Genomic DNA, 24,209 nt, shown 5'->3' with positions numbered 1-24,209 from the left:
CACTACTCGCCCGTGTCTAACACTCTGTTCAAGGTCTGCTTGTTAGTCGTTGGGTTTGGCTATTAGATGTAGCTGATCGTGCTGTGCCGTTAACATACTCTGCATAAAGGTGTTTGCCGCATCAACAGCAAATTGCTTGATAAACGCTCTATCAGTATGGTCACCCATCTCATAGGTAATGGCGTGCACTTTATAGGTATCGGCGATATATTGCTTAAACACACCGCGATCAGGATTGTTCCCAGGACGCTGGATAACATTAAAGTCGACGTACTTTGAGTCGAGCAAATTAAGCCAATTTTTAACTAAATAAGGTTGTTTAATCCCGTAATCGTGCGGCATGGTATAAAAAATATCGTTATGGGTGGAGTGAAAATCTACCGCCATAACGATATGGTGGCCTTTGGTTGTTAGTTCTGACAAGGCATCGTCAACCGCCTTTACTTCCGGTTGTTTAAACGCTTGCCAGTCGCGATTAAGATCGACACCATTGGCATTATGACGCCAATAGCCCAGCGCGACACCGTCTGGATTGATGTTTGGCAAAATCATGATGTTATGTTCACGACGAAATGATTGTGCCAAAGTCGAGGTCGATAACAGCGTTTCAGCAAAGCTAAATAATGCCATAGCACCGGTCACTTCCGGCGGGTGTTGGCGACCGACTAAGATAACCCATTTATTTGATTGCGGTATATCGCTGATCAGTTTCAATATTGGTCGTTGCTGCACCGAATAACCAAGCACGCTTGTTTTGATATCAAAATGCGTTGCTAGTTCTTTTGCCCAGAGGTGATAATCGTTGTTTGTTATCAGTTCTTGAGCTGCCAACCATACGGGGTGTTTTGCAGAGTGAAGCTTAAACTCAAGGTATTCATCTGACGTTGTAAATGTTAACGGTAGCCAGTGTTTGCCATCAACGCTGTACTTAGGATGATAGCGATGGCTACCATTTACAATCGAAATTTTGACACTTACGTTTTGTGGTTGTTGACTTGATATTTTAAAGGCATACCAAGGACTGTTATTAATCGGCGTGTTTTCAGGTTGGAAAGTGAGGCGAATATGCTGATTTTCAATATCAATCATACACTCAGTAAGAAGGTTTGCGGAACTCGCACCGTCAAAGTCGGTATTTACCTTAATACCGCCCGCTTCACAGGCATCTGCTGTTACCTGAAAAAAACACAGTAAGTAACAGAGTCTAAACAATAATTTCATAATGCACCTTACCACTTGATAGTCATTACACTCTAACAACATTTGCCGATGTTGTAACCCGCTGCTCGTAAGATATTGCCCGCCTTAGGGAAAGCCTATGTGGAGGTTGTTGGCAATTCGGGCTTGTAAGCCAAAACACGGCGCAATAGAACATATTGCGCTATTTATTTAGTCAATACGTCGTGCGAGTAATGGCAAGCAAATACTTGCAAACAGCGCAAAAGTTAGCGATAACTATCATTGATAATAAAATTGAAATAAAAACAATAACGTAAATAATACAAAAGCGAACAACAGGCCCCGTTATGGTACCACTAGAAAAATTTTATCCGATTAAAGCGGATGCGGCTAAGCAAAGCTATCTCGACCCAGACACCTATCAAACCATGTATCAACAATCACTTGACGACCCCGATACCTTTTGGGCCGAGCAAGCGGTTAAACACTTAGATTGGTTTGAACCGTTTGATCTGGTCAGCGACATTGACTTACAGCAAGCACAAATTAAGTGGTTTGCCGGCGGTAAACTCAATGTGAGCCACAATTGTATCGATCGTCACTTAGCAAAGCGCGGCGAGCAGACCGCGATTATTTTCGAAGGCGATGAACCCGGTGATACTCGCCATATCAGCTACAACGAATTGCACCAAGAGGTTTGTAAGTTTGCTAACGTGCTAAAAGCCCGTGGCGTAAAAAAAGGTGATCGGGTGTGTATTTACATGCCAATGATCCCTGAAACCGGTTACGCGATGCTTGCTTGTGCTCGTATCGGCGCTGTCCATTCGGTGGTGTTTGGTGGCTTTTCCAGTGAGTCGATTAAATCGCGTATTCTCGATGCTGATTGTCAAGTGGTGATCACCGCGGACCAAGGTATACGCGGCGGCAAGGTAATCCCCCTCAAAGACAGTGTTGATGCTGCTGTTGCCGATTGTCCGAATGTGCACACGGTATTGGTGTTTAATCATCGCGATGCAGATGTAGCTTGGAATGAGAACATTGATGTTTGTTACCAACAGCTTGTGAAAACGGTCGATGCCCACTGCCCGCCAGAGCCTATGGATGCAGAAGACCCGTTGTTTATCCTTTATACATCGGGATCAACCGGTACCCCTAAAGGGGTGTTACACACCTGTGGTGGCTACTTGTTGTATGCAGCGATGACCCATAAATACGTATTTGATTATCGCGACGGTGATATTTATTGGTGTACTGCCGATGCCGGTTGGATCACCGGGCACAGTTATGTGTTTTACGGGCCTCTTGCCAATGGCGCAACGACGTTAGTGTTCGAAGGCGTGCCAAATTACCCTGATGAATCGAGGTGTTGGGATGTGGTGGAGCGACACCGGGTGAATATATTCTACACAGCACCTACCGCGATTCGCGCCTTAATGGGCGCAGGGGATCAATATGTCACCAGCAAGGATCTGTCTTCACTGCGCTTGTTAGGTACGGTGGGAGAGCCGATTAACCCAGAAGCCTGGTTTTGGTATTATAAAGTGGTTGGTAACGAGCGTTGTCCTATCGTAGATACCTGGTGGCAAACAGAAACTGGCGGTGTATTAATTACCTCGATGCCAGGGTGTACCGCAACGAAACCCGGTGCCGCAGGCTTACCGTTTTTTGGTATTCAACCGCAAATAATTGATAAAGACGGTGTCATCGTCGAAGGTGAAGGACGTGGCGCGCTAGTGATGAGTGGAAGTTGGCCTGGGCAAATGCGCACGGTGTACGGTAACCACGATCGCTTTTATCAAACCTATTTCAGTCAATACGACGGTGTGTACTTTACCGGAGACGGTGCAATGCGCGATTCCGATGGTTACTATTGGATTTTAGGACGCCTAGATGATGTGCTCAATGTATCGGGTCATCGCTTGGGGACCGCTGAAATAGAAAGTGCGTTAGTATTACACCCATTAGTGTCTGAGGCTGCGGTTGTCGGCTATCCGCACGAGATCAAGGGGCAAGGTGTATACGCATACGTAACCTTGATGAAGGGCGCACAGTCGAATGAGCAACTGACAAGTGAATTAATGGATCTGGTCGCACATGAACTCGGTAGTTTTTCTAAACCAGATCTTATTCAATACGCGCCAGGGTTGCCGAAAACTCGCTCCGGTAAAATTATGCGTCGTATTTTGCGAAAAGTCGCTGAAAATAAGCTCGACGATCTTGGCGATACCACAACGCTCGCCGATCCGAGTGTGGTAGCGGACTTGATAGATAAGCGTTTAATACGTTAAATCACAAGGTAAACTGGTACTAACCTAACTCTATGCCTAAGCACTTTGGTTAGTGCAGAGTTACCACTTAACCATTGCTTGCTAATGCCTTAGCTGTTACAAATAACAGTTAAGGCATGCATGGTTTAGCGTATTGACACCTGTTTTAACGTTTTTGTCTATGAACTCTGAAGTTTGGCGGCGATAGCGACTGTTTTATACCTTGTTGCGGAACTTTTCTCCATCCGCCACTTTCTGATGTGCCTCGCCGTATTATGCAACAGCAAATAATTGACTATACACACTAAGAGATCGCGTAATGACTGATACATCAATTAAATTAAGTGACATTCACGTAAACAGTGAAGAAGTATTGGTCAGCCCAAATCAGCTAAAAGCCAAATTGCCTTTGAGTGAAGCCAATAGGCTATTTATTTTGCAAGCGAGGCAAACCATTGCCGATATTATTCACAAACGCGATAACCGTTTGTTAGTGATTAGCGGTCCTTGCTCGGTACACGATATTGAGGCAGCCAAAGAATATGGGCGAAAGTTGAAAGCATTACACGATAAGTATCAGCAAAGTTTGTATATTGTCATGCGCGTTTACTTTGAGAAGCCGCGAACTACCGTTGGCTGGAAAGGGTTGATTAACGATCCGCATATGGATGGTAGCTTTGACGTAACAACCGGTCTCGAAATCGCCAGAGAGTTACTGCTTTATCTGACTGAAATTGGCCTGCCGCTGGCAACGGAAGCGCTCGACCCTATTTCCCCACAGTATCTAGCTGAACTGTTTAGTTGGTCTGCTATTGGTGCCAGAACCACCGAATCGCAAACGCACCGAGAAATGGCCAGTGGCTTGTCGATGCCTGTCGGTTTTAAAAATGCGACCAATGGCGAGCTGGATGTGGCTGTTAACGCCATGCAATCCGCCGCTTCATCCCATCGGTTTATGGGGATCAATCGACATGGTCAAGTAGCGTTAATTACCACATCGGGTAACCCCGATGGGCATATCATTTTACGCGGTGGCAAACAGCCTAATTACGATTCTGTCAACGTTGCCTTATGTGAGCAACAGTTGCAACACGCGCAATTACCCCAATCGCTGGTGATTGACTGTTCACATGCCAATTCGGCGAAAGATTACAAAAGACAAGTATTGGTTGCCAATAATGTGGTTAACCAGATTGCAGAGGGCAACAAGTCTATTATCGGGTTAATGCTCGAAAGTCATTTAAACGCGGGGAGTCAAAGCAGCCAGTTACCTAAAGCCCAACTGCAATATGGTGTATCGGTTACCGACAGTTGTATCGACTGGCAGGCAACTGAGCAATTGTTAGATGACACCTACCACAAATTGAAACCGGTGTTGGCCTCGCGATTTACAAACGAGTAGTGATGATGAAAGATTTCGATAAGCAACTGGGGCAGTGTCGACAACAAATAGATAACATTGATCAACAATTACTGGAGTTGATCGCTCAGCGTCGACAGGTCACTAAGCGGGTTGGTGAATTAAAAAGCAGAGTAGGAGTACCTATATTTGCCCCTGAACGAGAGCAGCAACTATTAACCAAACTCAAAGCTTCAGCCCAGCAATACCAAGTGAGCGAACAATTAATTGAAGACGTGTTTCGCCGTATTATGCAAGATTCATACGTCTCTCAAGACGAACAGGGGTATCGCTGCGTTAATCCCGATATCGCTAATGTGGTGGTCATTGGTGGGCAAGGTCAACTCGGTTCGCTATTTGTCGATTTGTTTCAGCGCTCGGGGTACAGTGTCTCGGTGATTGAAAAGCACACCTGGCAAAATGCTGATTTGGTTTTGTCTAATGCGGATTTAGTGATTGTTGCGGTTCCGATAAATCAAACCGATGATGTTATAGCGCAGTTATCTAACTTACCAAAACATTGTGTGCTAGCCGATATCACCAGTGTTAAAGTCCGGCCGTTAAAGCAAATGATGAAAGTACATCAGGGGCCTGTCGTTGGTTTGCACCCTATGTTTGGTCCCGATGTGACCGGTTTTATCAAACAAACCATCATTGTCTGTCACGGCCGAGGTGAGCCGGCATACCATTGGCTACTACAGCAGTTTCGGGTGTGGGGAGCCGAGCTGTTTGAGGTGGCGGCACAAGAACACGATGAGGCGATGGCGATGGTTCAGGTGATGCGACACTTTTCAACCGCCTGCTATGGTTTTCACTTAATGAGTGAGGACGTTAATTTACAACAACTGTTGGCAATGAGTTCACCTATTTACCGCCTTGAGCTGGCCATGGTCGGCCGGTTGTTTGCGCAAGATCCGCAACTATATGCCGATATCATTTTTGCTGAGCCTGAAAACCTTGCTATGATGAGACGTTTTAGCGACCGCTTTAGCGATATGTTAAATGATATAAAAAACAATGATAAACAGGGTTTTATCAATAAGTTTAGGCAGGTTTCAGTTTGGTTTGGTATTGATGCGGATAAGTTTTTGGCAGAATCATCTATTATGTTAGAAAAAACACAAAAAGGTTAACTCGTGACTCAAATTACTGTTAAGTACCGCCGCACCGCATTACCTATTTCAAGGTTACTGACTTTACTTATAACGACCACATTATTGCTCTTTAGCGCTGCGGGTTGCAGTAGCCAACTAACTGCCTCTAAAACCGTATTGGTCGGCCCCGTGAGTGAACAACAATTACTGCAAAATTACCCCAAATTCAATCAAGTCTATCAGGATTATGAACCGTCAAATGAAGAGCGGGAAATTTACGCTAAACTGCAGTCGGATATGCGGGTCGATGTATACTTTGGCACTTGGTGCCATGATAGCGTTAGAGAGGTACCCAAATTTTTAAAGGCTATTGGCTTGGCATCCAATAAGGTGCGGTTAATTGCCCTGGACATGCAAAAAACTGATCCGCAAGGATTAGCTGAAGCTGCTGATATTGCTTATACTCCGACATTCGTGATCAGCCAGTCTGGGACAGAAATAGGGCGAGTGGTTGAGCGTGCTACGACAACGATAAACGAAGATATCATTGCGATTGTCGAAACCAGTAACCGCTAACTAGGTAAGGATATGAAAAAGCCGTTGGAGCGCTTAGCACCAACGGCTTTTTTATATGGTGCGACGCCCGGACTCAATTGTTAGGCTGATTTTCGCTTGTTTCGCTTGTTTCTTCTTGCTGTTTGTCGTCAGTGACCAGTTTATTGAATAAATCGCTCGCTTTTTGCTTTAGTTTCTCTTTGGCTCGTTGCTTGGCTGCCCGCTCAAATTGTTGTTTTGCATTAACACTGATTTGCTTAAACAATCGCTGGACGATAATAGCACCGAGTTTACTGGCTTCCACACCTTGTTCTCCACCAATATTACCCAGTTGTATGCTCGGTAGAGACAGTTCTATGACCTTGCCATTGACCTCGGTCAAGTCGAGCGTCAGGGCGATGTCCTTAAGTTCGAGATTCTCAACGATCAACAGTGTTTCTTGTGTTTCTTGTGATTCTCGTTGTTTTCGCGGTGGTTCGGTTTTTACTTCGTCATTCGGCTCGCCACTTTGATCGAATTTGGCATTGATATTTTGCAGTAACTCTGAAATGTTGCTCGATCCATTTTTGTTAAATTCAACAAACACTTGTGAACCTAATAATTGTACGTTTTCAATGATAATCGGTTGATTCGATAAACTTTTTATAACGATATCAAGATTTGTCTCATCGATGACTAGGGCGTGAGGTTGTTGATATTGTTCAGGGTTGCTAAAGGTTACCCCATAAACGCTGCCGGCGCCTTCTTTGAGTGTTAAGTCTACTCGCTCAACGCGGACGGGGTTGTCGGTGAGCTTGCTTCCGACGATTTCTATTTGACTGCGAACGTAACCATTCCAGTCGATTGATGCAAGAAACCATAAGGCTCCGCCAAAAAGTAACAGTAATGTGGCTGCCAAAAGAGCAAGTTTATTCATATCCAGTCCCAGTGTTTTGGTTTGTTATTATCGCCAGCGAAAAATCGTTGCTACCAAACAGACGTCTAATAGATTGTTGATTTGTTTGTTTTTTGGCTGATTGATGGCGAATTGTTCAGCGTTACTCGAATTGATCAAATAACCTTCCCATTATAGACCTAGAGTTCGATTAATTTAACCTGAAAAATCGGTATTTTAACGAATACAAATCGTAACCCGTGCAAAATTCGTATATAGTGCCGGCAGTGTAAATTCGCAACCTTTTTGGATACTTGATTTCATGGAAAATACCAATTCATCTCGTTGGCCGTTACTCCTTTTAGCAACGGCGCTCGTTGCTGTACTCACCTACTTAAACTGGCCACAAGAACAGAACAAATTGTCGCGTAGCGCGCGCGTCACAAGTGTTGTTACCGCACCGGTGCTCATGGCTGATTTCAGTGATGAATTCGAAGCTCTTGGCACCACTAGGGCCAACGAACAAGTTATCCTAACCGCTCAATACACCGATATTGTCGAGTCAATTCACTTTAACGACGGTGATCAGGTCAAACGGGGCCAAGTCTTAGTCGAATTGTCAAAAGATGAAGAAGAGGCGCGTATTGCCGAATTACAAGCTAACCTTGATATCGCTCAGGCTCAACTCAAGCGTTTTGAAGAGCTGGTCAACCGCGGAGTTAGTTCAGTATCTCAGCGAGATGAGCAGCGAGCCAAAACCAAAGCGTTGAAAGCACAGCTAAAAAGTGCAACTGCGGTGTTAGACAACTTAACCATTAAAGCCCCTTTTGACGGTCAGTTGGGTTTCCGCCAAGTATCTACCGGAGCTTTAGTTTCAAATGGCGATAAGATTACCTCGCTTGATGACATTAGCTTGATCAAAGTCGATTTCAGTATTCCTGAGCGCTTTATCAACACGATTGAGGTGGGGCAAAGTATTCGCGCTCGCAATGTTGCATTTAACGATACTTTGTTTGTAGGTAAAGTCACCAGTATTTCGCCTCGGGTTGACGCGACCACGCGTACCGTTCAAGTTCGCGCAGAAATACCAAATGACAACGGAAAATTACGACCTGGTATGTTGATGAGTATCATCCTCCAACGAGACGTCGAGAAGTTGTTACAAATTCCTGAAAGTGCGGTTATCCCATTTGAAGAAACACATTTTGTGTTTGTCGCCAAAGATGGCGTGGCCAAGCGTATGAATATTGAAATTGGCCGCCGTAAACCCGGTACCGTTGAGGTGATTGGTGGCTTGCAAGAAGGTGAGCAGGTCGTAATCGAAGGTGCGCTGAAGCTGCGCGATGGCGCAGCGATTAAAACTCAACTAGACGCGGAGTCATAAGCTGTGATTTTATCTGACTTATCAGTAAAACGTCCGGTGTTTGCCACCGTATTGAATTTACTTATTGTCACCTTTGGTATTGTCGCTTTCTTAACACTACCGCTGCGTGAATACCCCGATACCGACAAGCCAGTGGTAACGGTGTCAACCAATTACCCCGGCGCCTCAGCCGCTATTGTCGAAACCAAGATAACGCAAATTTTAGAAGATAGAATTAGCGGTATTGAAGGGGTGAAGTCGATATCGTCTACCTCAAGCGATGGCCGTTCGCGGATCACCATCGAATTTGAACTCGACCGAGATATCGACGGCGCCGCTAATGACGTCAGAGATAAAATAGCCTCAGAAGCTCGTCGCCTGCCTGATCAAGCTGATCCACCTGAAGTGCAAAAAGCCAATGACGATGGCGATGTCATTGCTTGGTTTACTTTGCAAAGTGAGGTGTTTAATACGCTCGAACTAACCGATTACGCCAATCGTTACATCACCGACAGATTTGCCACGGTAAATGGCGTTGCCGAAGTTATGGTTGGTGGTGGCCGCACCTATGCGATGAAAATCGTTCTCAATCGGCAAGCCATGGCTGCGCGCAACATAGCCGTTACCGATATTGAGAACACGCTGCGCGCCGAGAACGTTGAATTACCCGCCGGTGAAATTGAATCGGTTGACCGCGATTTCAGCGTTCGCGTGGCGAGAAGTTATAAAAGTGCACAAGACTTTGCCAATATGGTCATTGCCCGCGGTGAAAACAAATCACTGGTGCGGTTGTCTGACGTTGCCAGTGTAAACGTGATGGCCGAAGACGATGAAACCATGTTTAAAGGCAACGGACGTAACATGGTTGGCTTGGGGATTATTAAACAATCAACCGCCAACACCATTGCCGTGGTCGATGCTGCGCGCGCAGAGATGGAATTAATTAAGCAAAATTTGCCAAGTGGCACCACCATTGTTCCCAGTTATGACTCGTCGATTTTTATTAAAGAGTCGATCGATGAGGTGTATCGAACCTTAGGCATCGCCATGGTCATGGTTGTGTTAGTGATTTTTATCTTTTTGGGTAATGTTCGTGCGACGTTAATCCCCGCGGTTACCGTACCTGTTGCCTTGATTGGCTCTATGATGCTCCTCAACGCTTTTGGCTTTTCAATCAACTTACTTACGCTACTGGCGTTGGTACTTGCCATCGGTCTTGTTGTTGACGATGCGATTGTTGTTTTGGAAAACATTTATCGCCGTATTGAAAATGGCGAAAAGCCATTGATGGCTGCCTACCACGGAGGCCGTGAAGTAGCCTTCGCCGTTATTGCCACAACGTTAGTATTGGTCTCGGTGTTTGTACCTCTGGTGTTTATGAGTGGTGATATTGGTCGCTTGTTTACCGAGTTTGCATTAGCGATTGCCGCAGCGGTGATATTCTCCAGTTTAACCGCTTTGTCACTGACGCCGATGATGTGTTCAAAGCTGCTTAAACACCGTCAACGCACCTCTTCGCTGGGGCAGTTGTTAGATAGAGGCTTTGCCAAATTGGAAGCGAGTTATGGCAATACCCTGCGTTCAACGATTAAGCAGCCGTTGATGTTGACCATTGTTATGGTGTTGGCGTTTGCTTTATTAGCTAGCTTGTTCAATCAATTGCCAAGTGAGTATGCGCCGAAAGAGGACCGTGGCGGCGCGTTTTTGATCATGAGCGGTGCCGAAGGCGCGAGCTATGAAAGCAATGCTGCCAACATGCGTAAGATTGAAGACAAGTTATTGCGTCATTACGAAGAGGGAACACTTGAGCGTGTTATTGTCCGAGTCCCCGGATTTCGAGGTACTGGTGGCGTTGCGATCATCGGCTTACCACCTTGGGAAGAGCGCGATATCTCAACCCAAGAGTTTATCAGTGGCTTTAATCGCGAGTTGGCGTCAGTAACCGACGTGCGCGCGTTTGTTATGAGTCGCGGAGGCCTAGGTGGTCGAAGTGGAGGCGGGCGCCCGATTGGTTTTGTTCTGCAAGGCAATAGCTATGACGAACTGGCTCGCTGGCGCGATATTATCATGGCGCGAGCGCAAGAAAACCCAGGCATTATCGGCTTGGAAAGTGATTATAAAGAGACCTCTCCACAGCTCCTGGTCAATATTGATCGCAGCCGTGCATCAGACCTTGGGGTTTCGGTTGGTGATATCGGTAAAACGCTAGAAACCATGTTGGGCAACCGACGTGTTACCACCTATGTTGATCGCGGAGAAGAATACGACGTGATTTTAGAAGGCGATGAACGCGATTACCGCAGTCCAAGTGCGATTGAAAATATTTATGTGCGTTCACAGGCAACCTCTGAGCTCATTCCAATGTCCAACCTGATCAGCTTCAGTGAAAACGCCCGCGCCAAGCAACTTAATCGCTACAATCGATTGCGCAGTATCACCCTGTCGGGTAACTTGGCCCCAGGTTATACGCTAGGCGAAGCGTTGGAGTTTCTCAATAACGTGGTGAAAGATGAGTTACCGGTTGAGGCATCGGTTGATTACACCGGCGAATCGTTAAAGCTAAAAGAAGGCGCTAACTCGATGTTGTTTATCTTTGCTTTAGCCCTGCTAATTACCTACCTGGTGTTGGCGGCACAGTTTGAGAGCTTTATTCACCCCTTAGTGATTATGTTAACCGTACCACTGGCGTTGGTCGGCGGCTTACTCGGCTTGTACGTCATGGGGATGAGCTTAAACATATACAGTCAAATCGGTATTGTGATGTTAATTGGCTTGGCGGCGAAAAACGGTATCTTAATTGTCGAGTTTACCAACCAGTTACGCGACAAAGGTATTGCCTACACCGATGCAATCATCCAGGCATCACAACAGCGCTTGCGTCCTATTGTTATGACCTCTTTTACCACGGTGATGAGTGCTATCCCATTAGTCATTGCCATCGGACCTGGAGCCGAAAGTCGCATGGTACTGGGGGTGGTGATCTTTGCTGGAGTAAGTGTGGCAACCATTTTCACCTTGTTTATCGTCCCTGGCGCTTACTATTGGTTGTGCAGAGCGACCAAGTCACCAGAGTACATCGCTAAACAAATTGAAGCGCAGCACTAATTAGCTATAGCGATAACCCATTATCAATACAACGCCGTATTAACCGTTTGGTCAGTACGGCGTTTTTGTTTATTTGTGCGGGTAACTGAGCATCTGTGGCCAGCGTTAGCTATGCTGAAAAGATAAACGTTATCTTATCGAGGTGTGTAAATGGCGTTAACGACAATGACCTTTTACCAGCGTTTTGAAAACGACATCCTGTCGGGGAAAAAAACGATTACTATTCGCGATAGCAGCGAAAAAGATTTCTTACCAAACAGCCTTGTCTCGGTGGCAACATATGAAACGGGGCGATACTTTTGTACCTTGCGCATTAAGCGGGTCGTACCGACAACATTGGATCAACTGTCGCAACAACACGCCGAGCAAGAGAACATGACACTTGCCGAGCTCAAACGCGTTATTACTGACATTTACCCCGGTGAGCAGCAATTTTACGTCATTTATTATGAGTTGGTGAGTTGATCTCATCGTTAATCGGAGCTTAACAACAAGTCATTAACTGTCAATAGGTACCTGCGTTGGCGTTATGTGCTCACTTGGATAGCAGCCGAGAACTTTGATAAATCGGGTTAAATCCGTTAACTTTTGCAAGGCATGATGCATTACCGAGCTTTGTAAATTGGCCTCGACATCAATGTAAAACATTTCCTCCCAAGGGCGGCCCTGAATAGGACGTGATTCAAGTTTGGTCATGTTGATACCAAACTGTTTAAGTACCATTAAACAGTCAACTAACGCACCAGGGTTTTGGCCAGTTGCCATAATAAACGTTGTTTTTGCAGGAATTTGCTCAGCGACATTAACCGGTTTTCGCGCGACTAAAATAAATCGGCTGTGGTTTTCTTGTTGGTTGGCAATCGACTTAACCAACGGCATCAACTGATACAGTGCTCCGCCTTCTTCTGAACCAATAACGGCAATACTGTTATCTTGTTTGGCATAGACTTGTTGCATTGCTTGTGCACTTGAATCACAGTATTCGATACGTATGTTTTGTTGTTTGTGTAAAAAGTTGCTGCACTGTACCGCCGGTTGGGCGTGGGTGTAAATTACCTTTATATCGTCAAGCTTGCTGTTGACGCTGGTGAGTAAACAGTGATCGATGGGTTGTGATAGCTCGCCAACGATGGATAAATTGGTATGTTGTAGTAAATCATAAACCTCGTTAATTGACCCCGAGCTCGTGTTTTCGATGGGTAACATACCGTAATCGACGTTGCCCGACTCGACTTGCTCTAAAATTTGCTGAAAGTTGTCACAGCCAAATTCGATAATTTGCTCAGCTCGACGGGAAAAATATCGATGAGAGGCCAAATAGCTGTACGAACCTTTATCACCTAAAAACGCAACACTCACTTTCGGAGTTCTGAGATTGGGGTTTTTCAATTGCTGCAAATACGCTTGCTGATTCAATACCGAATCTTCAATAATGGTTTGAAAAATATTGGTCACGTAATGTGCATCGAGACCTTTTTCTTTACCCAGTTGTATTAAGCGCACTAATAACTCTTGCTCTCTTTGCTGATCGCGTACCGGACGCACGTTATCGGCTTTGCTTTTGGCAACGTTAAGGGTGAGCGCGCGTCGCTCGGCAAACAATGCGAGTAACTGTTGATCGAGACTGGTTATTTGTTCGCGTATTTCATTTAAATCTAAGCTATCGGTCATGGAAATATCCTAGGGTTGCGACCACGGGCAATAACGGCTGTTGGAGCTGTCGTTAAATTGATTCGAAATCGAGAAACTGGTCGCAAAGGTATGGCTAGTTATTTTTATTATCAATTTACTCTATTAACCATAACGAAAACTGTCAACGAAAAACTTGAAATCTGCTACCATAGCGATATTGCACGTCGTGTTGACGAAATTAAATTAATTTTTTGGGTTTGTACAATGTCTTCATTACAGGATCAATTACTAAAAGCGGGTTTGACTACCAAGCAAAAAGCACGTCAAGCCAATACCGATAAGCGCAAAAAGAAAAAGCAAAAACAAAGCGGAGTGAAAGTTGAAGCGACCTTGCAAGAGCAAGTACAGCAGGACTTAGCCAAAGCTAAATCAGAAAAAGCGGCACGTGATAAGGCTCTCAACGAGCAGCGTCAGCAAGAGTTAGCAATCAAGGAACAACACAACCGCATACAGCAAATTTTAGAGCATCACCACATTAGCGATATTGATGGTGACATTGCCTACAATTACACCGACCAAAACAAGGTCAAAAAGCTGTTTGTCAATGAGCAAACGCAGCAAGCACTAATCAATGGACGTTTGGCAATCTGTGCTCTGTCGGGTAGTGCGTTTGTGGTAACCAAAGAAACCGCTGACAAGCTAGCGCAAATCGACTCGCAGGTCATCTTGGTCAGTAACGATAAGGTCGATAGTGATATTGATGAAGATGACCCGTATGCAGAGTACCAAATCCCAGATGATTTAATGTGGTAATTCCCCGTTTTAGATTACAGAATCAAATTTCAGATAATATCTGATCAAATGCCTCAGTTTATAAGGAGTAGGTAATGGCGGTAATTCGCTTTGTCTTAGGGCAACTTATTTTGTTGTTCAATTTTATTTTTACGCCTAAATCGGTAGCTCGAGATAGTAATGCACAGCAACAACTCGATCAACTAACCAGTGGATTCAGTTTGTATCAACTTAATGCGTGCCCATTTTGTGTAAAAGTGCGCCGGGCTATGAAGCGCCAGAATATGCAGATAAAATTGGTAGATATTAAACGAGATAACAACCTTCAGCAGTTGATCGACAATGGCGGTAAGCGCACAGTACCGTGTTTGCGCATTGATAACAGCGATGGCACCACCGAGTGGATGTACGAATCATCAGATATCATTCGCTACCTCGACGAAGTGGCTGCCAAGGTAGCCTAAACGCGCGTTCGCTCGTACACATAGGCCGTACTGCCGCAATAAAAAAGGGAGCTGAAAATCAGCTCCCTTTTTTAATGCTTTTGACAAGGTGCTGTTGGTCAAAGGGGTATACATATTGACGGCTTAGCTACTAAATACGCGCAACTAGAGTGGCTAAAAATGGGTGAACCGCTGCAATAACAAGTTCGTATTACCTGTCATATATCACAACCGGCTAATTCTTTACAGTAGCGCTGACATGTTGCTTACCAGGCGTGTGTGGTCGGCATCAGTCTATATTTACTCACAGAGGCGACACGGTCAGCAAGATAACGCGTGCAAGCACTGGGATATCAATCGAGGCGTTTAATGACATATTCTAACAAACGAGGTTTCAACCTCAAAGAATCCGAGGTAACTGACGAAGCCCTTTATCGCAATCGTCGTGACTTACTCAAGGCGATGGGCTACATGGGCGCGTCGATGTTACTCGCCCCTTACAGTCATTTGGCGCATGCCACAAACGCGCCTAATCCGACGTTTAACCGCCAGCCCCTGTCGTTCACTGGCAGTAACCGCGATTCCATCAATGATAAATTAACCCCAGAACAGAAGGTGCTGACCCACAATAACTTCTACGAGTTTGGAGCGCAAAAGCATCAACCTGCCGAGCTGGCACAGCGATTTGTGGTAAACCCGTGGCAACTAAAAATCCACGGTGAGGTTGAAGCCCCGATCACCTTAGATTACGACGATCTCTTTAACCGTTTTACCATCGAGGAGCGCATATACCGACTGCGTTGTGTGGAGGCGTGGTCTATGGTTATCCCATGGTTGGGGTTTGAGCTTAGCGACTTGTTGCGGATGGTTAAACCGACCAGTAACGCCAAATTTGTGCGCTTTAAAACGCTTTATGATCCGGCACAAATGCCCGGTCAGAACAATCGCATCGTTGGCGGTGGTATCGATTATCCCTACCGCGAAGGCCTGCGCATTGACGAAGCCAGTAACAGTTTGACCATACTGGCAGTGGGCTTGTACGGCAAGACGCTAGCTCCGCAAAACGGGGCGCCAATTCGCTTAGTTGTGCCGTGGAAGTACGGATTTAAAAGCATCAAATCGATTGTCGAAATAGAATTGGTTGAGCAGCAACCCGAGACAACGTGGAATATGTTAGCGCCGAACGAGTATGGCTTTTACGCCAATGTCAATCCAGCGGTGGATCACCCGCGGTGGTCGCAAAGCAGTGAAAGGCGCTTAACCACAGGTGGCTTATTCAGTCGCAACCGGATAAAAACACAGTTATTTAACGGTTACTCTGAGCAGGTGGCCCACATGTATAAAGGCATGGATCTTGCGACTTACTATTGACGGTTATCGACGTGTTTGCAATCGCCAATAAACACAGGGTTTGGCTGGTAAAGCTGGTGATTCACCTATCGGCAATGTTGCCGGTCATTTACTATTATTATTTGGCCATTAATGATCAGTTAAGCGCCGATCCCGTTGAAGCGATACTTCATTTTACCGGTATTGGCGGTTTCAATTTACTGTTACTGACGCTCAGTGTCAGTCCAGCCAGTCGCATATTTTCTCTGCATTGGCTGGTACATGTGCGTCGCTTGCTGGGACTTTACGCTGCGCTCTATGCGTTACTTCACGTAAGCAGCTTTGTGCTGTTTGAACTGCAGTTGGACTTGGCATTGTTTATTGATGAAATTGTTCAGCGACCTTACATCACCGTAGGCATGGCAGCCTTTGTGCTAATTACCTTATTGGCGATCACCTCGTGGTCGGTGTTGCGGCGTAAAATGGGCCGGCGTTGGCAAGCCTTGCACAACTACAATTATTTACTTACCACACTGGTTGCCATTCACTTCTACTGGTCGGTTAAATCAGAAATTGTCGAGCCGTCTATCTACATATTGATCACCTTTGCTTTGCTTTGCTTTCGCTGGCCTAAGTTTAAACGTGGTTTCAACCGTCTTGTACGTCGCTTGCGCTCGCATAACCGTTGCTAGCAGGTTAGAATTGTTGCTGTAAAGTTTTCAATCTAGCGGTGAGCAAAATGGACTCGACAAATCAATGGCATATCGAGGTAACCGAGCAGGACGCTAATCCTGTAGCGATACTTGCCGATGAAAGCGGCTTATCTCATCAAACCATCAAGCAAGCGATGCAAAAAGGCTGCGTATGGCACAGCCGAGGTAAGCACACTCAGCGCTTGCGTCGCAGTAAGAAAAAGCTACAGCGAGGAGACGTTGTTCATTGCTATTACAACCCTCGCGTATTGGCAACTGAGGTTGAGCCCGCGTTACTAGTTGATGATCAAGGCGACTTCAGCGTCTGGTTTAAGCCCTATGGCATGGTGTGCCAAGGCTCAAAGTGGGGCGATCACACCACCATTAATCGTTTTGCTGAACAGTATTTACAACCGCAGCGCCCTGCGTTTATCGTTCACCGGCTTGACAAGGCAACCACGGGATTAGTTGTCGTCGCCCACACCAAAGCGGCGGCACGTCAGTTATCGTCGGCGTTTGAACAGCGATTAACAGAAAAGACCTATCAAGCAATTGTTTCCCGAGCTTGGTCGTTTAAACAGCCACAAATTAGCGTAACTGAGCCGATTGATGAAAAAAACGCGACAAGTCATGTAACCTTGATTGCCAATGATCGCGTGGCGAATAGAGCATTGGTATCTGTCGATATTGAAACGGGGCGTAAACATCAAATTCGCAAGCACTTGGCTAGTTTAGGCATACCTATTGTTGGTGACCGGTTATATGGACAGCAACAATTTGAAATCCCTGACACAGCGGTTCAACAGCGATGCGATCTGCAACTAAGAGCGGTGCGTTTGCAGTTTCCATTTGACGGTAGAAACCACCACTATCAATTGACAAAACAACAGTGTTTACACCTAAGTTGAGCTTGCTCTTTGCTGAGTTCGTGCAATAGCGTATGGGTGACGCTTGACGTGACCAATTTTGTCGACTGGCTGTGACACCTGGCGAGGGACCTTTACTGCGTTATTATCGCTCTGACTCAATGCTGATTGGCGATGTACTCAAAGCCGCTAAATCGCGCTTTAGCGGCTGTTATCGCGTCTACTTGTAACCTTGCTTTACTGATTGCTCACCGAGCGTATTGAGGTGATGGTACTCTGTTGATAAGCATCGATTAAGTCCTCTATCAGATCGTCAACGCACTCTAATCCAACCGACATGCGAATCAAGGTATCACTGATCCCCGCGGCTTGTCTTTCGTGTTGATCATAAGCCGAGTGGGTCATTGATGCTGGGTGTTGAATCAGTGATTCGGCATCGCCCAAACTGACCGCCAAACTAAATAGTTGAGTGTGATTAATAAATTGCTCTGCGGTTTTGATATCACCTTCCAGTTCAAAGGCGATAACACCACCACTTGCTTTCATTTGCGAGCCGACATAACCGTGTCCTGGGTGGCTGGCAAGTCCGGGGTAATAGACGGTCTTTACCCAAGGCTGTTGCTGTAAAAATTCTGCTACCCGCTGCGCACTAGCGCAGTGGCGTTCAATGCGAATGGCGAGAGTTTTCAACCCCCGAATAATCAGCCAAGCATCATGCGGACTGATGGTACCACCAAAATCTTTTAACACAGCCGATTTGATGTGCTCAATCATTGATGCAGAGCCACATACAATTCCTGCTACGACATCACCGTGACCATTGAGGTATTTAGTGGCACTGTGGACCACAATGTCAATGCCGTATTTCTGAGGTTGCTGCAATATTGGCGTTAAGAAGGTGTTATCGACAATAGAGATTAACTGGTGTTGACGACTGATGTCGGCAATCATCTGTAGATCGATCACCTCCATTGTTGGATTGATCGGTGTCTCTAAAAAGATCACTTTGGTATTGGGTCGCACAGCGGCTTCGATCTCATCTTTGTTCGACATATCAACGAAACTGGCGCTAACACCAAAGCGGCTTAATTGGTGTTTAATAAACGCGTAACTACACCCATACAGCGCTTTACACGCAATGAGGTGATCTCCGGCACTTAAGTTGGCGAGTAACGCCGCCGACACGGCAGCCATGCCAGTTGCGGTTGCCGCCGCATCTTCCATATTTTCTAAAGAAGCAAGTTTTAACTCAAGCTCTCGCGTAGTCGGGTTGCCCAGTCGACTGTAGATATAGCCTTGTGTTTCGCCAGCAAATCGCTTGGCTCCTTGTTCGGCGTTATCAAAGATAAACGTTGATGTTTGATATAACGGTGTTGCTAAACTGCCGTATTGATCGTTGTCGTTTTTACCTGCGTGGATGACTTTCGTCGCTATATCTGCTGTATCTTTCATTGCCTAATCTCGCTTTGACTAAAGGCTATTGAACGTTGCTGTAGGTTTTTGCAGTGTGTTGCTATGGAATATCCATATATGTCTCACTGCGCCTCGATAAAGTCCCTTTTAATTCGAACAAAATCTACACCACAAAGTTCAACAGACCCGGGTTATTGTTTTTCTTGGTCGATCTATTTTTTGTTAACAAAAACGAACAACACATTGTGTATACCGTCTATCCGCCATACGTTACGCCAATATGAGGGTTTTGTTAAAGAAAAAATAAACATGGTGCAAAAACTAAAGCAAAACTCTTGCCACAATAAACAAAAATCTCGACGGTAATGGCTTATTAGCATATTTTTGCTTTGAAGCTATTTGTCTGTACCGCATCGCTAAAACCAGCGGTCAATGATCAGCGACAGCAATAATAGCTCTCGAAAAACACGAATCAATCAAGATGTCATATTATTATTACAGCTGATGCTTGTTGTTATCGCTTTATTCTCATATTAAAGGCGAATGAACATACCTGAGATGATTCATCGAACGGCGATAACTAGGCAATAAGGCATATATTCGCGCTGATATTTTTGCGCAAGATATTGATTATTTCTGCTTTTTGTAATAAAAATGTTACATGTAATTTTTTTGTGACGATAGATGATGCGTTTAGATGTGGTTTCAACTGACCGGCTCGGCATAGCTCAGCAAATACTTACCGTTATTGCCAACGAGCAATGCGACATCATCGCTATGGAAGTACGGCACAATCACACCTATTTGCACATTAACCCAAATGCGATGTCGTTTACCGATATTGCGACAAAAATAGCCGCCATAGACGGCGTCCACGAGATCAACCCAGTCGCGTTATTACCGGGCGAGAAAACCACTCAACAGTTACAAGCGCTGCTTACCAATATCCCAGAGCCTATTATTGACGTCGACCACCGAGGTATAATAATTAACGCCAATCGAGCGGCGATAGAACAAGCTGGAGTCGATTCTGAGCGTTTTATAAACAGAGCATTGCAATCGTTTATAGAAGAGCGGTTGAGAATTTATTTAAGTGGGCAGTCGACCACGCAAGAAGTGACGTTTGCTGGTAACCCATTTTACGCCGATATTACCCCTGTGCGTTCGGAGCACGAGGTGAGTGGCGCGGTTATCGTGTTGCGCAGTTTACTCAACGTCGGGCGGCATATCAGTCAATATCAACAAGGCATGCATCGCGGTTTTGACAGCATCATTGGTGAAAGTGAAGTCATTGAGCGGGTAAAAGCGTTAACCCGCAAGTTTGCCAGTATTGATTTGCCGGTGTTGATCACCGGTGAAACGGGAACGGGAAAGGAACTCATCGCTCGCGCCTTACACGATCACGGACAACGCGCGAGTAAACCGTTTTTAGCAATAAACTGTGCGGCGATGCCTGAACACTTGCTCGAGGCAGAGTTATTTGGCTACGCATCGGGCGCTTATACTGGCGCTAAACAAGGTGGCAAACCAGGGTTATTTGAACTCGCTGATGGCGGTACGTTGTTACTCGATGAAATCGGTGAAATGGCGTTACCGCTGCAAGCTAAATTATTACGCTTCTTACAGGACTTCAGAATAAGGCGACTTGGTGGCGTCAAAGACAAGCGCGTTGATGTGCGTATTGTCAGTGCAACCCATCAAAACTTATTGGCTATGATCAGCAAGGGATTGTTTCGCGAGGATTTGTACTATCGGTTAAACGTTTTGCAATTAGATATGCCACCGCTCAGAGAGCGCAATAACGACGTGCTTTTGTTGATAGAACACTTTTTACAGCACGCAAGCGTACATGTGAACAAGTCGCCATTGCGCTTGTCAGAAGCCGTACTCGAAAAAATGCAAAACTACCCATGGCCAGGTAACGTACGTCAATTACAAAACGTCATCTATCGCTTAGCCGCGCAAAGTGACAGTACCTTGATTGACTCTGATTACGACTTGCTAAGCTCATATTCAGAGCAAGTATCAAAGATGGCTCAGATTCACTCACTCGCTGGTGATATAAGCCAAGCCGACTCGTGGCAAGACGCGCAACAGGCGTTTGAGAAGAGTTTGTTAAGCCGCTTGTATCCGCTCTATCCCAGTACTCGCAAATTGGCGCAAAGACTGGGCGTATCGCACAATAAAATCGCAATCAAACTGCGCCAATACAATATTCAATGCTGAGCGATTATTTCGACATAACAAGATGACTAAAGAATCCCTATGACAAACAGATTAACCGTTGCATATCAGCTTATATCCGCCCTACAAAAACGTGGTGTAAAGTATATTTTTGGTGTTCCTAGCGGTGGTTTTTTACCGTATTTGCAAGCGATTGAAGAGGTTGATGGCATTGAATTTGTATTGACCGCACATGAAGGTGGTGCTGCCTTTATGGCGGCCACCGTTGGCAAGTTAACCGGTACACCAGGAGTGTGTTTTGCCACCTTTGGTCCAGGCGCAACGAATCTTAGTACAGGTGTCGGCAGCGCCCTGTTAGACAGAAGTCCGTTGATCGCTTTAACCGATGAAGTCAGCGATGCCGACATAGGGCAAGTTGTACAGATGAATATAGATCATCAAGCGCTGTTTGCTCCCTTGACCAAGCACACATGGCGCTTGGTCAAGGACGATGTTGACCATCAAGTTCAACGGGCATTTGACTATGCGTGTGATGGCGTTTGTGGGCCAGTGCACATTGGCTTGCCTGTAGACATTGCCGATAGCGTTACCGCCTCGTCAACCCCTGCATATACGCCAACTAACTTAAGTTTATCTGCCCAACAGCGCGCGTCAGTTGATCTGAATAACCGTTGCCACACTGTCACCGGTGGTACGCAAAGCAAACAGGACAACGACAGTAATAAGGCAGTGAACACCGAGGTGCTCAACGCACTATGCAAACAGTTTACACAAGCGAAGCGACCGGTAATCGCCGTTGGCTTGCGAGCACTGAGTCCGGACATCTGTACAGCTATAGCGCTTTTCGCCCAAAGGTATTGTTTACCGGTGGTGTTAACACCAATGGCAAAAGGGGTGATTGCCAACGATCATCCCTGTTATGTCGGGGTCTTGTTTCATGCCTTGAGTGATTGTGTGGCTGAGTTACACAGTCAAGCAGATCTGGTTTTTGCCGTTGGTTATGACGAAGTTGAATTTAATTATCGGCAATGGGTAACTAGCTCTCGATTAATCGCCTTAGACTGTGTCCAAATGCAAATAAGCGCGTTAGAGAATTGCGATGTCGTTCAATATCAAGCGCCTATCGCAAGTACGCTAAACGCGTTAGCCGATGCACTGGAGTCTGCACATAGCCACTACCAGTGGACGTTATCGGATTTTAACCGAGTGCGCGAGACAATGGCAGCGCACTTTGCCAAACAAACTGAGCACTTTGGGCCGGTCAGTGCACTGCGGGTATTGCGTCAGCAACTTGCTCAAGATGGCATTATGAGTTGTGACGTTGGTGCTCACACTCACCTCATCGGTCAATATTGGTCTGTTAACCAACCCTTGGTACAATTGATGAGCAATGGTTGGTCATCCATGGGATACGCTATCCCGAGTGCTATCGCAGCCAAACTTTGTCAGCCTGAAAAGCAGGTCTGTGCGGTGATCGGTGATGGTGGCTTTTTAATGACCGCTAACGAACTCACCGTGGCCAAACGTTTAAACCTCGCTATCGTGTTTGTTTTGTTCAGCGATAGTGAGCTGGCGCTGATTCGGATTAAACAAGACAAACGCCAAGCGAACCACTACGGGGTCTGTCAAAGTGCGCGTATAGACCCGCAGTCGCAATCGATATTTGGTGTCCCTGTGGTATCGGTAACCGATACCGACAGCTTTGCGATTGAACTCAATAAGGCATTTGCCATGCAGCAACCCATTATCGTTGAAGCACTGTTTGATAGCAGTGATTACAACGCGCTTGTGCTTAAGCAAAATAAACGGTCTTAATAAGCGCGCTTTTCATATGCTGAGATTGATTTTATCATTGGCGGTATAAACCGTTATAATCGCTCAATTTAAACAAGGTATTGCTCTTATGCCCAACGCTATTCAATATGCACAACAATCGATAACCCCGTCAAAAATCATTTGTATTGGCCGAAATTTTGTTGACCACATTGAGGAGCTAGGCAATGAAGTACCCGATGATATGGTGGTTTTCTGCAAACCCAACTCTGCCATTGGCCAAACCCTAAAAAGTTTTGACCAAGAGCCACTGCACTATGAGGGCGAGTTGTGCTTTTTATATCAGCAAGGCCAATTTGTTGCGGTTGCCTTTGGTTTGGATTTAACCAAGCGAGACCTACAGGGTAAACTCAAGCAAAAAGGTTTGCCGTGGGAGCGCGCCAAAGCCTTTGACGGAGCCGCCTTGTTTTCAACCTTTGTGCCCTTTGATAACATCGACGAGCTGGCATTAACCTTGACCATCGACGATCGCATTAGCCAACAGGCTGCGGTACCATTAATGATCTACAAACCGGCACAAATACTGGCAAACTTGCAACAATTTATCAGTTTATCCGACGGTGATATCGTAATGACGGGGACGCCAAAAGGCGTTGGTGCGGTGCAAAGTGGAAGTCGCTATCAGGGCAGTGTTAGCGATGGAAAAAGCGTTTTGGTCTCGGCTACTTGGCAAGCGCTGTAGCAATACGGCAGAGCCAACCAACGGGGGAGCTGGGCTAGTAGGGTGAGACAAACTCACTAACCCACTAACCCAGTCGACAACGAGTTGGTACCTAGTGCGGTTGGCCTGCTATTTAACCGCCAATGAACTTTACTTTATAGCCATGTTTTTCGAGCACGGCTTTTATCACCTCGCGTTTGTCACCTTGAATTTCTATGGTTTCGCCAACCACCGTACCACCCGTACCACAGGTTTGTTTGAGTTTTTTCGCTAAGGCTTTCATTTCTTTGGCCTCTAAGCCCAAGCCGGTAATGGTCACAACGCCTTTGCCTTTGCGGCCTTTGGTCTCGCGTCTGACATAGGCAAAACCATCGCTTGGTGTGACTTGCGGTTGCTGCTGCTCGGGCTCAATTCGGCCTTTATCGGTGGAATACACCAACTGTGATAACTGATCCTGTAGTGATGACATAAACAATACTCTTAAAACGCGTTACTGATAATTTTAACAAAAGCGGTTGTGAATATATA

Annotated in this window: 19 protein-coding genes and 1 pseudogene; 15 read left to right on the top strand and 5 right to left on the bottom strand. The window is 45.8% G+C overall.

The features are described from left to right. Positions 1 to 42: 42 nt before the first annotated feature. Positions 43 to 1,221, bottom strand: a complete 1,179-nt coding sequence (locus ACAY30_RS11200; protein WP_290252772.1) for a M14-type cytosolic carboxypeptidase — start codon at positions 1,219 to 1,221, stop codon at positions 43 to 45. A gap of 305 nt (positions 1,222 to 1,526) precedes the next feature. Between ACAY30_RS11200 and acs the strand changes: the two genes are divergently transcribed. The 4 genes from acs (at position 1,527) to ACAY30_RS11180 (ending at position 6,515) form a co-directional block, all read left to right on the top strand. Then, positions 1,527 to 3,467 carry an acetate--CoA ligase gene (acs, locus tag ACAY30_RS11195; protein ID WP_290252773.1) on the top strand — a complete coding sequence of 647 codons (1,941 nt, stop codon included), beginning with the start codon at positions 1,527 to 1,529 and terminating at the stop codon, positions 3,465 to 3,467. A 298-nt stretch (positions 3,468 to 3,765) separates the two neighbouring features. After that, a complete protein-coding gene (locus tag ACAY30_RS11190) occupies positions 3,766 to 4,848 on the top strand; it encodes a 3-deoxy-7-phosphoheptulonate synthase (RefSeq protein ID WP_290252774.1) in 1,083 nt (360 codons plus the stop codon). A 5-nt stretch (positions 4,849 to 4,853) separates the two neighbouring features. Then, positions 4,854 to 5,978, top strand: coding sequence for a bifunctional chorismate mutase/prephenate dehydrogenase (tyrA, locus tag ACAY30_RS11185; RefSeq protein ID WP_290252799.1), 1,125 nt, complete (start codon positions 4,854 to 4,856; stop codon positions 5,976 to 5,978). A 3-nt stretch (positions 5,979 to 5,981) separates the two neighbouring features. Then, entirely contained in the window at positions 5,982 to 6,515 is a 534-nt protein-coding gene (locus tag ACAY30_RS11180) for a thioredoxin family protein (RefSeq protein ID WP_290252775.1), read from the top strand. Between the two features lie 73 nt (positions 6,516 to 6,588). Here ACAY30_RS11180 and ACAY30_RS11175 read toward each other — a convergent pair whose 3' ends face one another. Then, complete coding sequence (locus ACAY30_RS11175) at positions 6,589 to 7,410, bottom strand: hypothetical protein (RefSeq protein WP_290252776.1); 822 nt, start codon at positions 7,408 to 7,410, stop codon at positions 6,589 to 6,591. A gap of 280 nt (positions 7,411 to 7,690) precedes the next feature. Here ACAY30_RS11175 and ACAY30_RS11170 point away from each other — a divergent pair, with 280 nt between their 5' ends. The 3 genes from ACAY30_RS11170 to yqfB all read left to right on the top strand — a co-directional run bounded on the left by ACAY30_RS11170 (position 7,691) and on the right by yqfB (position 12,301). Then, complete coding sequence (locus ACAY30_RS11170) at positions 7,691 to 8,752, top strand: efflux RND transporter periplasmic adaptor subunit (protein ID WP_290252777.1); 1,062 nt, start codon at positions 7,691 to 7,693, stop codon at positions 8,750 to 8,752. A 3-nt stretch (positions 8,753 to 8,755) separates the two neighbouring features. Beyond that, on the top strand, positions 8,756 to 11,836 hold the full coding sequence (locus ACAY30_RS11165) for an efflux RND transporter permease subunit (RefSeq protein ID WP_290252778.1): 3,081 nt from the start codon (positions 8,756 to 8,758) through the stop codon (positions 11,834 to 11,836). A 150-nt stretch (positions 11,837 to 11,986) separates the two neighbouring features. Continuing rightward, positions 11,987 to 12,301 carry a N(4)-acetylcytidine aminohydrolase gene (yqfB, locus tag ACAY30_RS11160; RefSeq protein ID WP_290252779.1) on the top strand — a complete coding sequence of 105 codons (315 nt, stop codon included), beginning with the start codon at positions 11,987 to 11,989 and terminating at the stop codon, positions 12,299 to 12,301. Positions 12,302 to 12,349: 48 nt separating this feature from the next. Here the strand turns inward: yqfB and ACAY30_RS11155 are convergent. Further along, positions 12,350 to 13,507, bottom strand: a pseudogene (locus ACAY30_RS11155) (chorismate mutase); the annotation flags it as partial. 225 nt (positions 13,508 to 13,732) lie between these two features. On the opposite strand from ACAY30_RS11155, the gene ACAY30_RS11150 reads away from it, so the two are divergent. From ACAY30_RS11150 to ACAY30_RS11130, 5 genes are all read left to right on the top strand, one after another. Continuing rightward, positions 13,733 to 14,281 carry a DUF2058 domain-containing protein gene (locus ACAY30_RS11150; protein ID WP_290252781.1) on the top strand — a complete coding sequence of 183 codons (549 nt, stop codon included), beginning with the start codon at positions 13,733 to 13,735 and terminating at the stop codon, positions 14,279 to 14,281. 74 nt (positions 14,282 to 14,355) lie between these two features. Beyond that, positions 14,356 to 14,724 carry a glutaredoxin gene (locus tag ACAY30_RS11145; RefSeq protein ID WP_290252782.1) on the top strand — a complete coding sequence of 123 codons (369 nt, stop codon included), beginning with the start codon at positions 14,356 to 14,358 and terminating at the stop codon, positions 14,722 to 14,724. 348 nt (positions 14,725 to 15,072) lie between these two features. Beyond that, positions 15,073 to 16,074, top strand: coding sequence for a protein-methionine-sulfoxide reductase catalytic subunit MsrP (gene msrP / locus ACAY30_RS11140; RefSeq protein WP_290252783.1), 1,002 nt, complete (start codon positions 15,073 to 15,075; stop codon positions 16,072 to 16,074). Then, the gene (gene msrQ / locus ACAY30_RS11135; protein ID WP_290252784.1) at positions 16,071 to 16,724 is read left to right on the top strand and encodes a protein-methionine-sulfoxide reductase heme-binding subunit MsrQ; all 654 of its coding nucleotides are present in this window, start codon (positions 16,071 to 16,073) and stop codon (positions 16,722 to 16,724) included. Before msrP ends, msrQ begins: the two co-directional genes overlap by 4 nt. A 47-nt stretch (positions 16,725 to 16,771) precedes the next feature. Continuing rightward, complete coding sequence (locus tag ACAY30_RS11130; protein WP_290252785.1) at positions 16,772 to 17,632, top strand: RluA family pseudouridine synthase; 861 nt, start codon at positions 16,772 to 16,774, stop codon at positions 17,630 to 17,632. Between the two features lie 195 nt (positions 17,633 to 17,827). Here ACAY30_RS11130 and ACAY30_RS11125 read toward each other — a convergent pair whose 3' ends face one another. Beyond that, complete coding sequence (locus tag ACAY30_RS11125; RefSeq protein ID WP_290252786.1) at positions 17,828 to 19,042, bottom strand: PLP-dependent aspartate aminotransferase family protein; 1,215 nt, start codon at positions 19,040 to 19,042, stop codon at positions 17,828 to 17,830. 645 nt (positions 19,043 to 19,687) lie between these two features. On the opposite strand from ACAY30_RS11125, the gene ACAY30_RS11120 reads away from it, so the two are divergent. The 3 genes from ACAY30_RS11120 (at position 19,688) to ACAY30_RS11110 (ending at position 23,702) form a co-directional block, all read left to right on the top strand. Beyond that, a complete protein-coding gene (locus tag ACAY30_RS11120; RefSeq protein ID WP_290252787.1) occupies positions 19,688 to 21,229 on the top strand; it encodes a sigma 54-interacting transcriptional regulator in 1,542 nt (513 codons plus the stop codon). Positions 21,230 to 21,268: 39 nt separating this feature from the next. Beyond that, the gene (locus ACAY30_RS11115) at positions 21,269 to 23,002 is read left to right on the top strand and encodes a thiamine pyrophosphate-binding protein (RefSeq protein WP_290252788.1); all 1,734 of its coding nucleotides are present in this window, start codon (positions 21,269 to 21,271) and stop codon (positions 23,000 to 23,002) included. 88 nt (positions 23,003 to 23,090) lie between these two features. Then, complete coding sequence (locus ACAY30_RS11110) at positions 23,091 to 23,702, top strand: fumarylacetoacetate hydrolase family protein (protein WP_290252789.1); 612 nt, start codon at positions 23,091 to 23,093, stop codon at positions 23,700 to 23,702. A gap of 112 nt (positions 23,703 to 23,814) precedes the next feature. Here the strand turns inward: ACAY30_RS11110 and ACAY30_RS11105 are convergent, their stop codons facing one another. Then, positions 23,815 to 24,150 carry a stress response translation initiation inhibitor YciH gene (locus tag ACAY30_RS11105; RefSeq protein ID WP_290252790.1) on the bottom strand — a complete coding sequence of 112 codons (336 nt, stop codon included), beginning with the start codon at positions 24,148 to 24,150 and terminating at the stop codon, positions 23,815 to 23,817. Positions 24,151 to 24,209: the final 59 nt, after the last annotated feature.

Origin of the sequence: Thalassotalea ponticola (assembly GCF_041379045.1) — a bacterium.
Taxonomy (GTDB): Bacteria; Pseudomonadota; Gammaproteobacteria; order Enterobacterales; family Alteromonadaceae; genus Thalassotalea_A; species Thalassotalea_A ponticola.
Note: the sequence above shows the minus strand (reverse complement) of the source record. Positions and strands in the feature narration are given on the sequence as shown.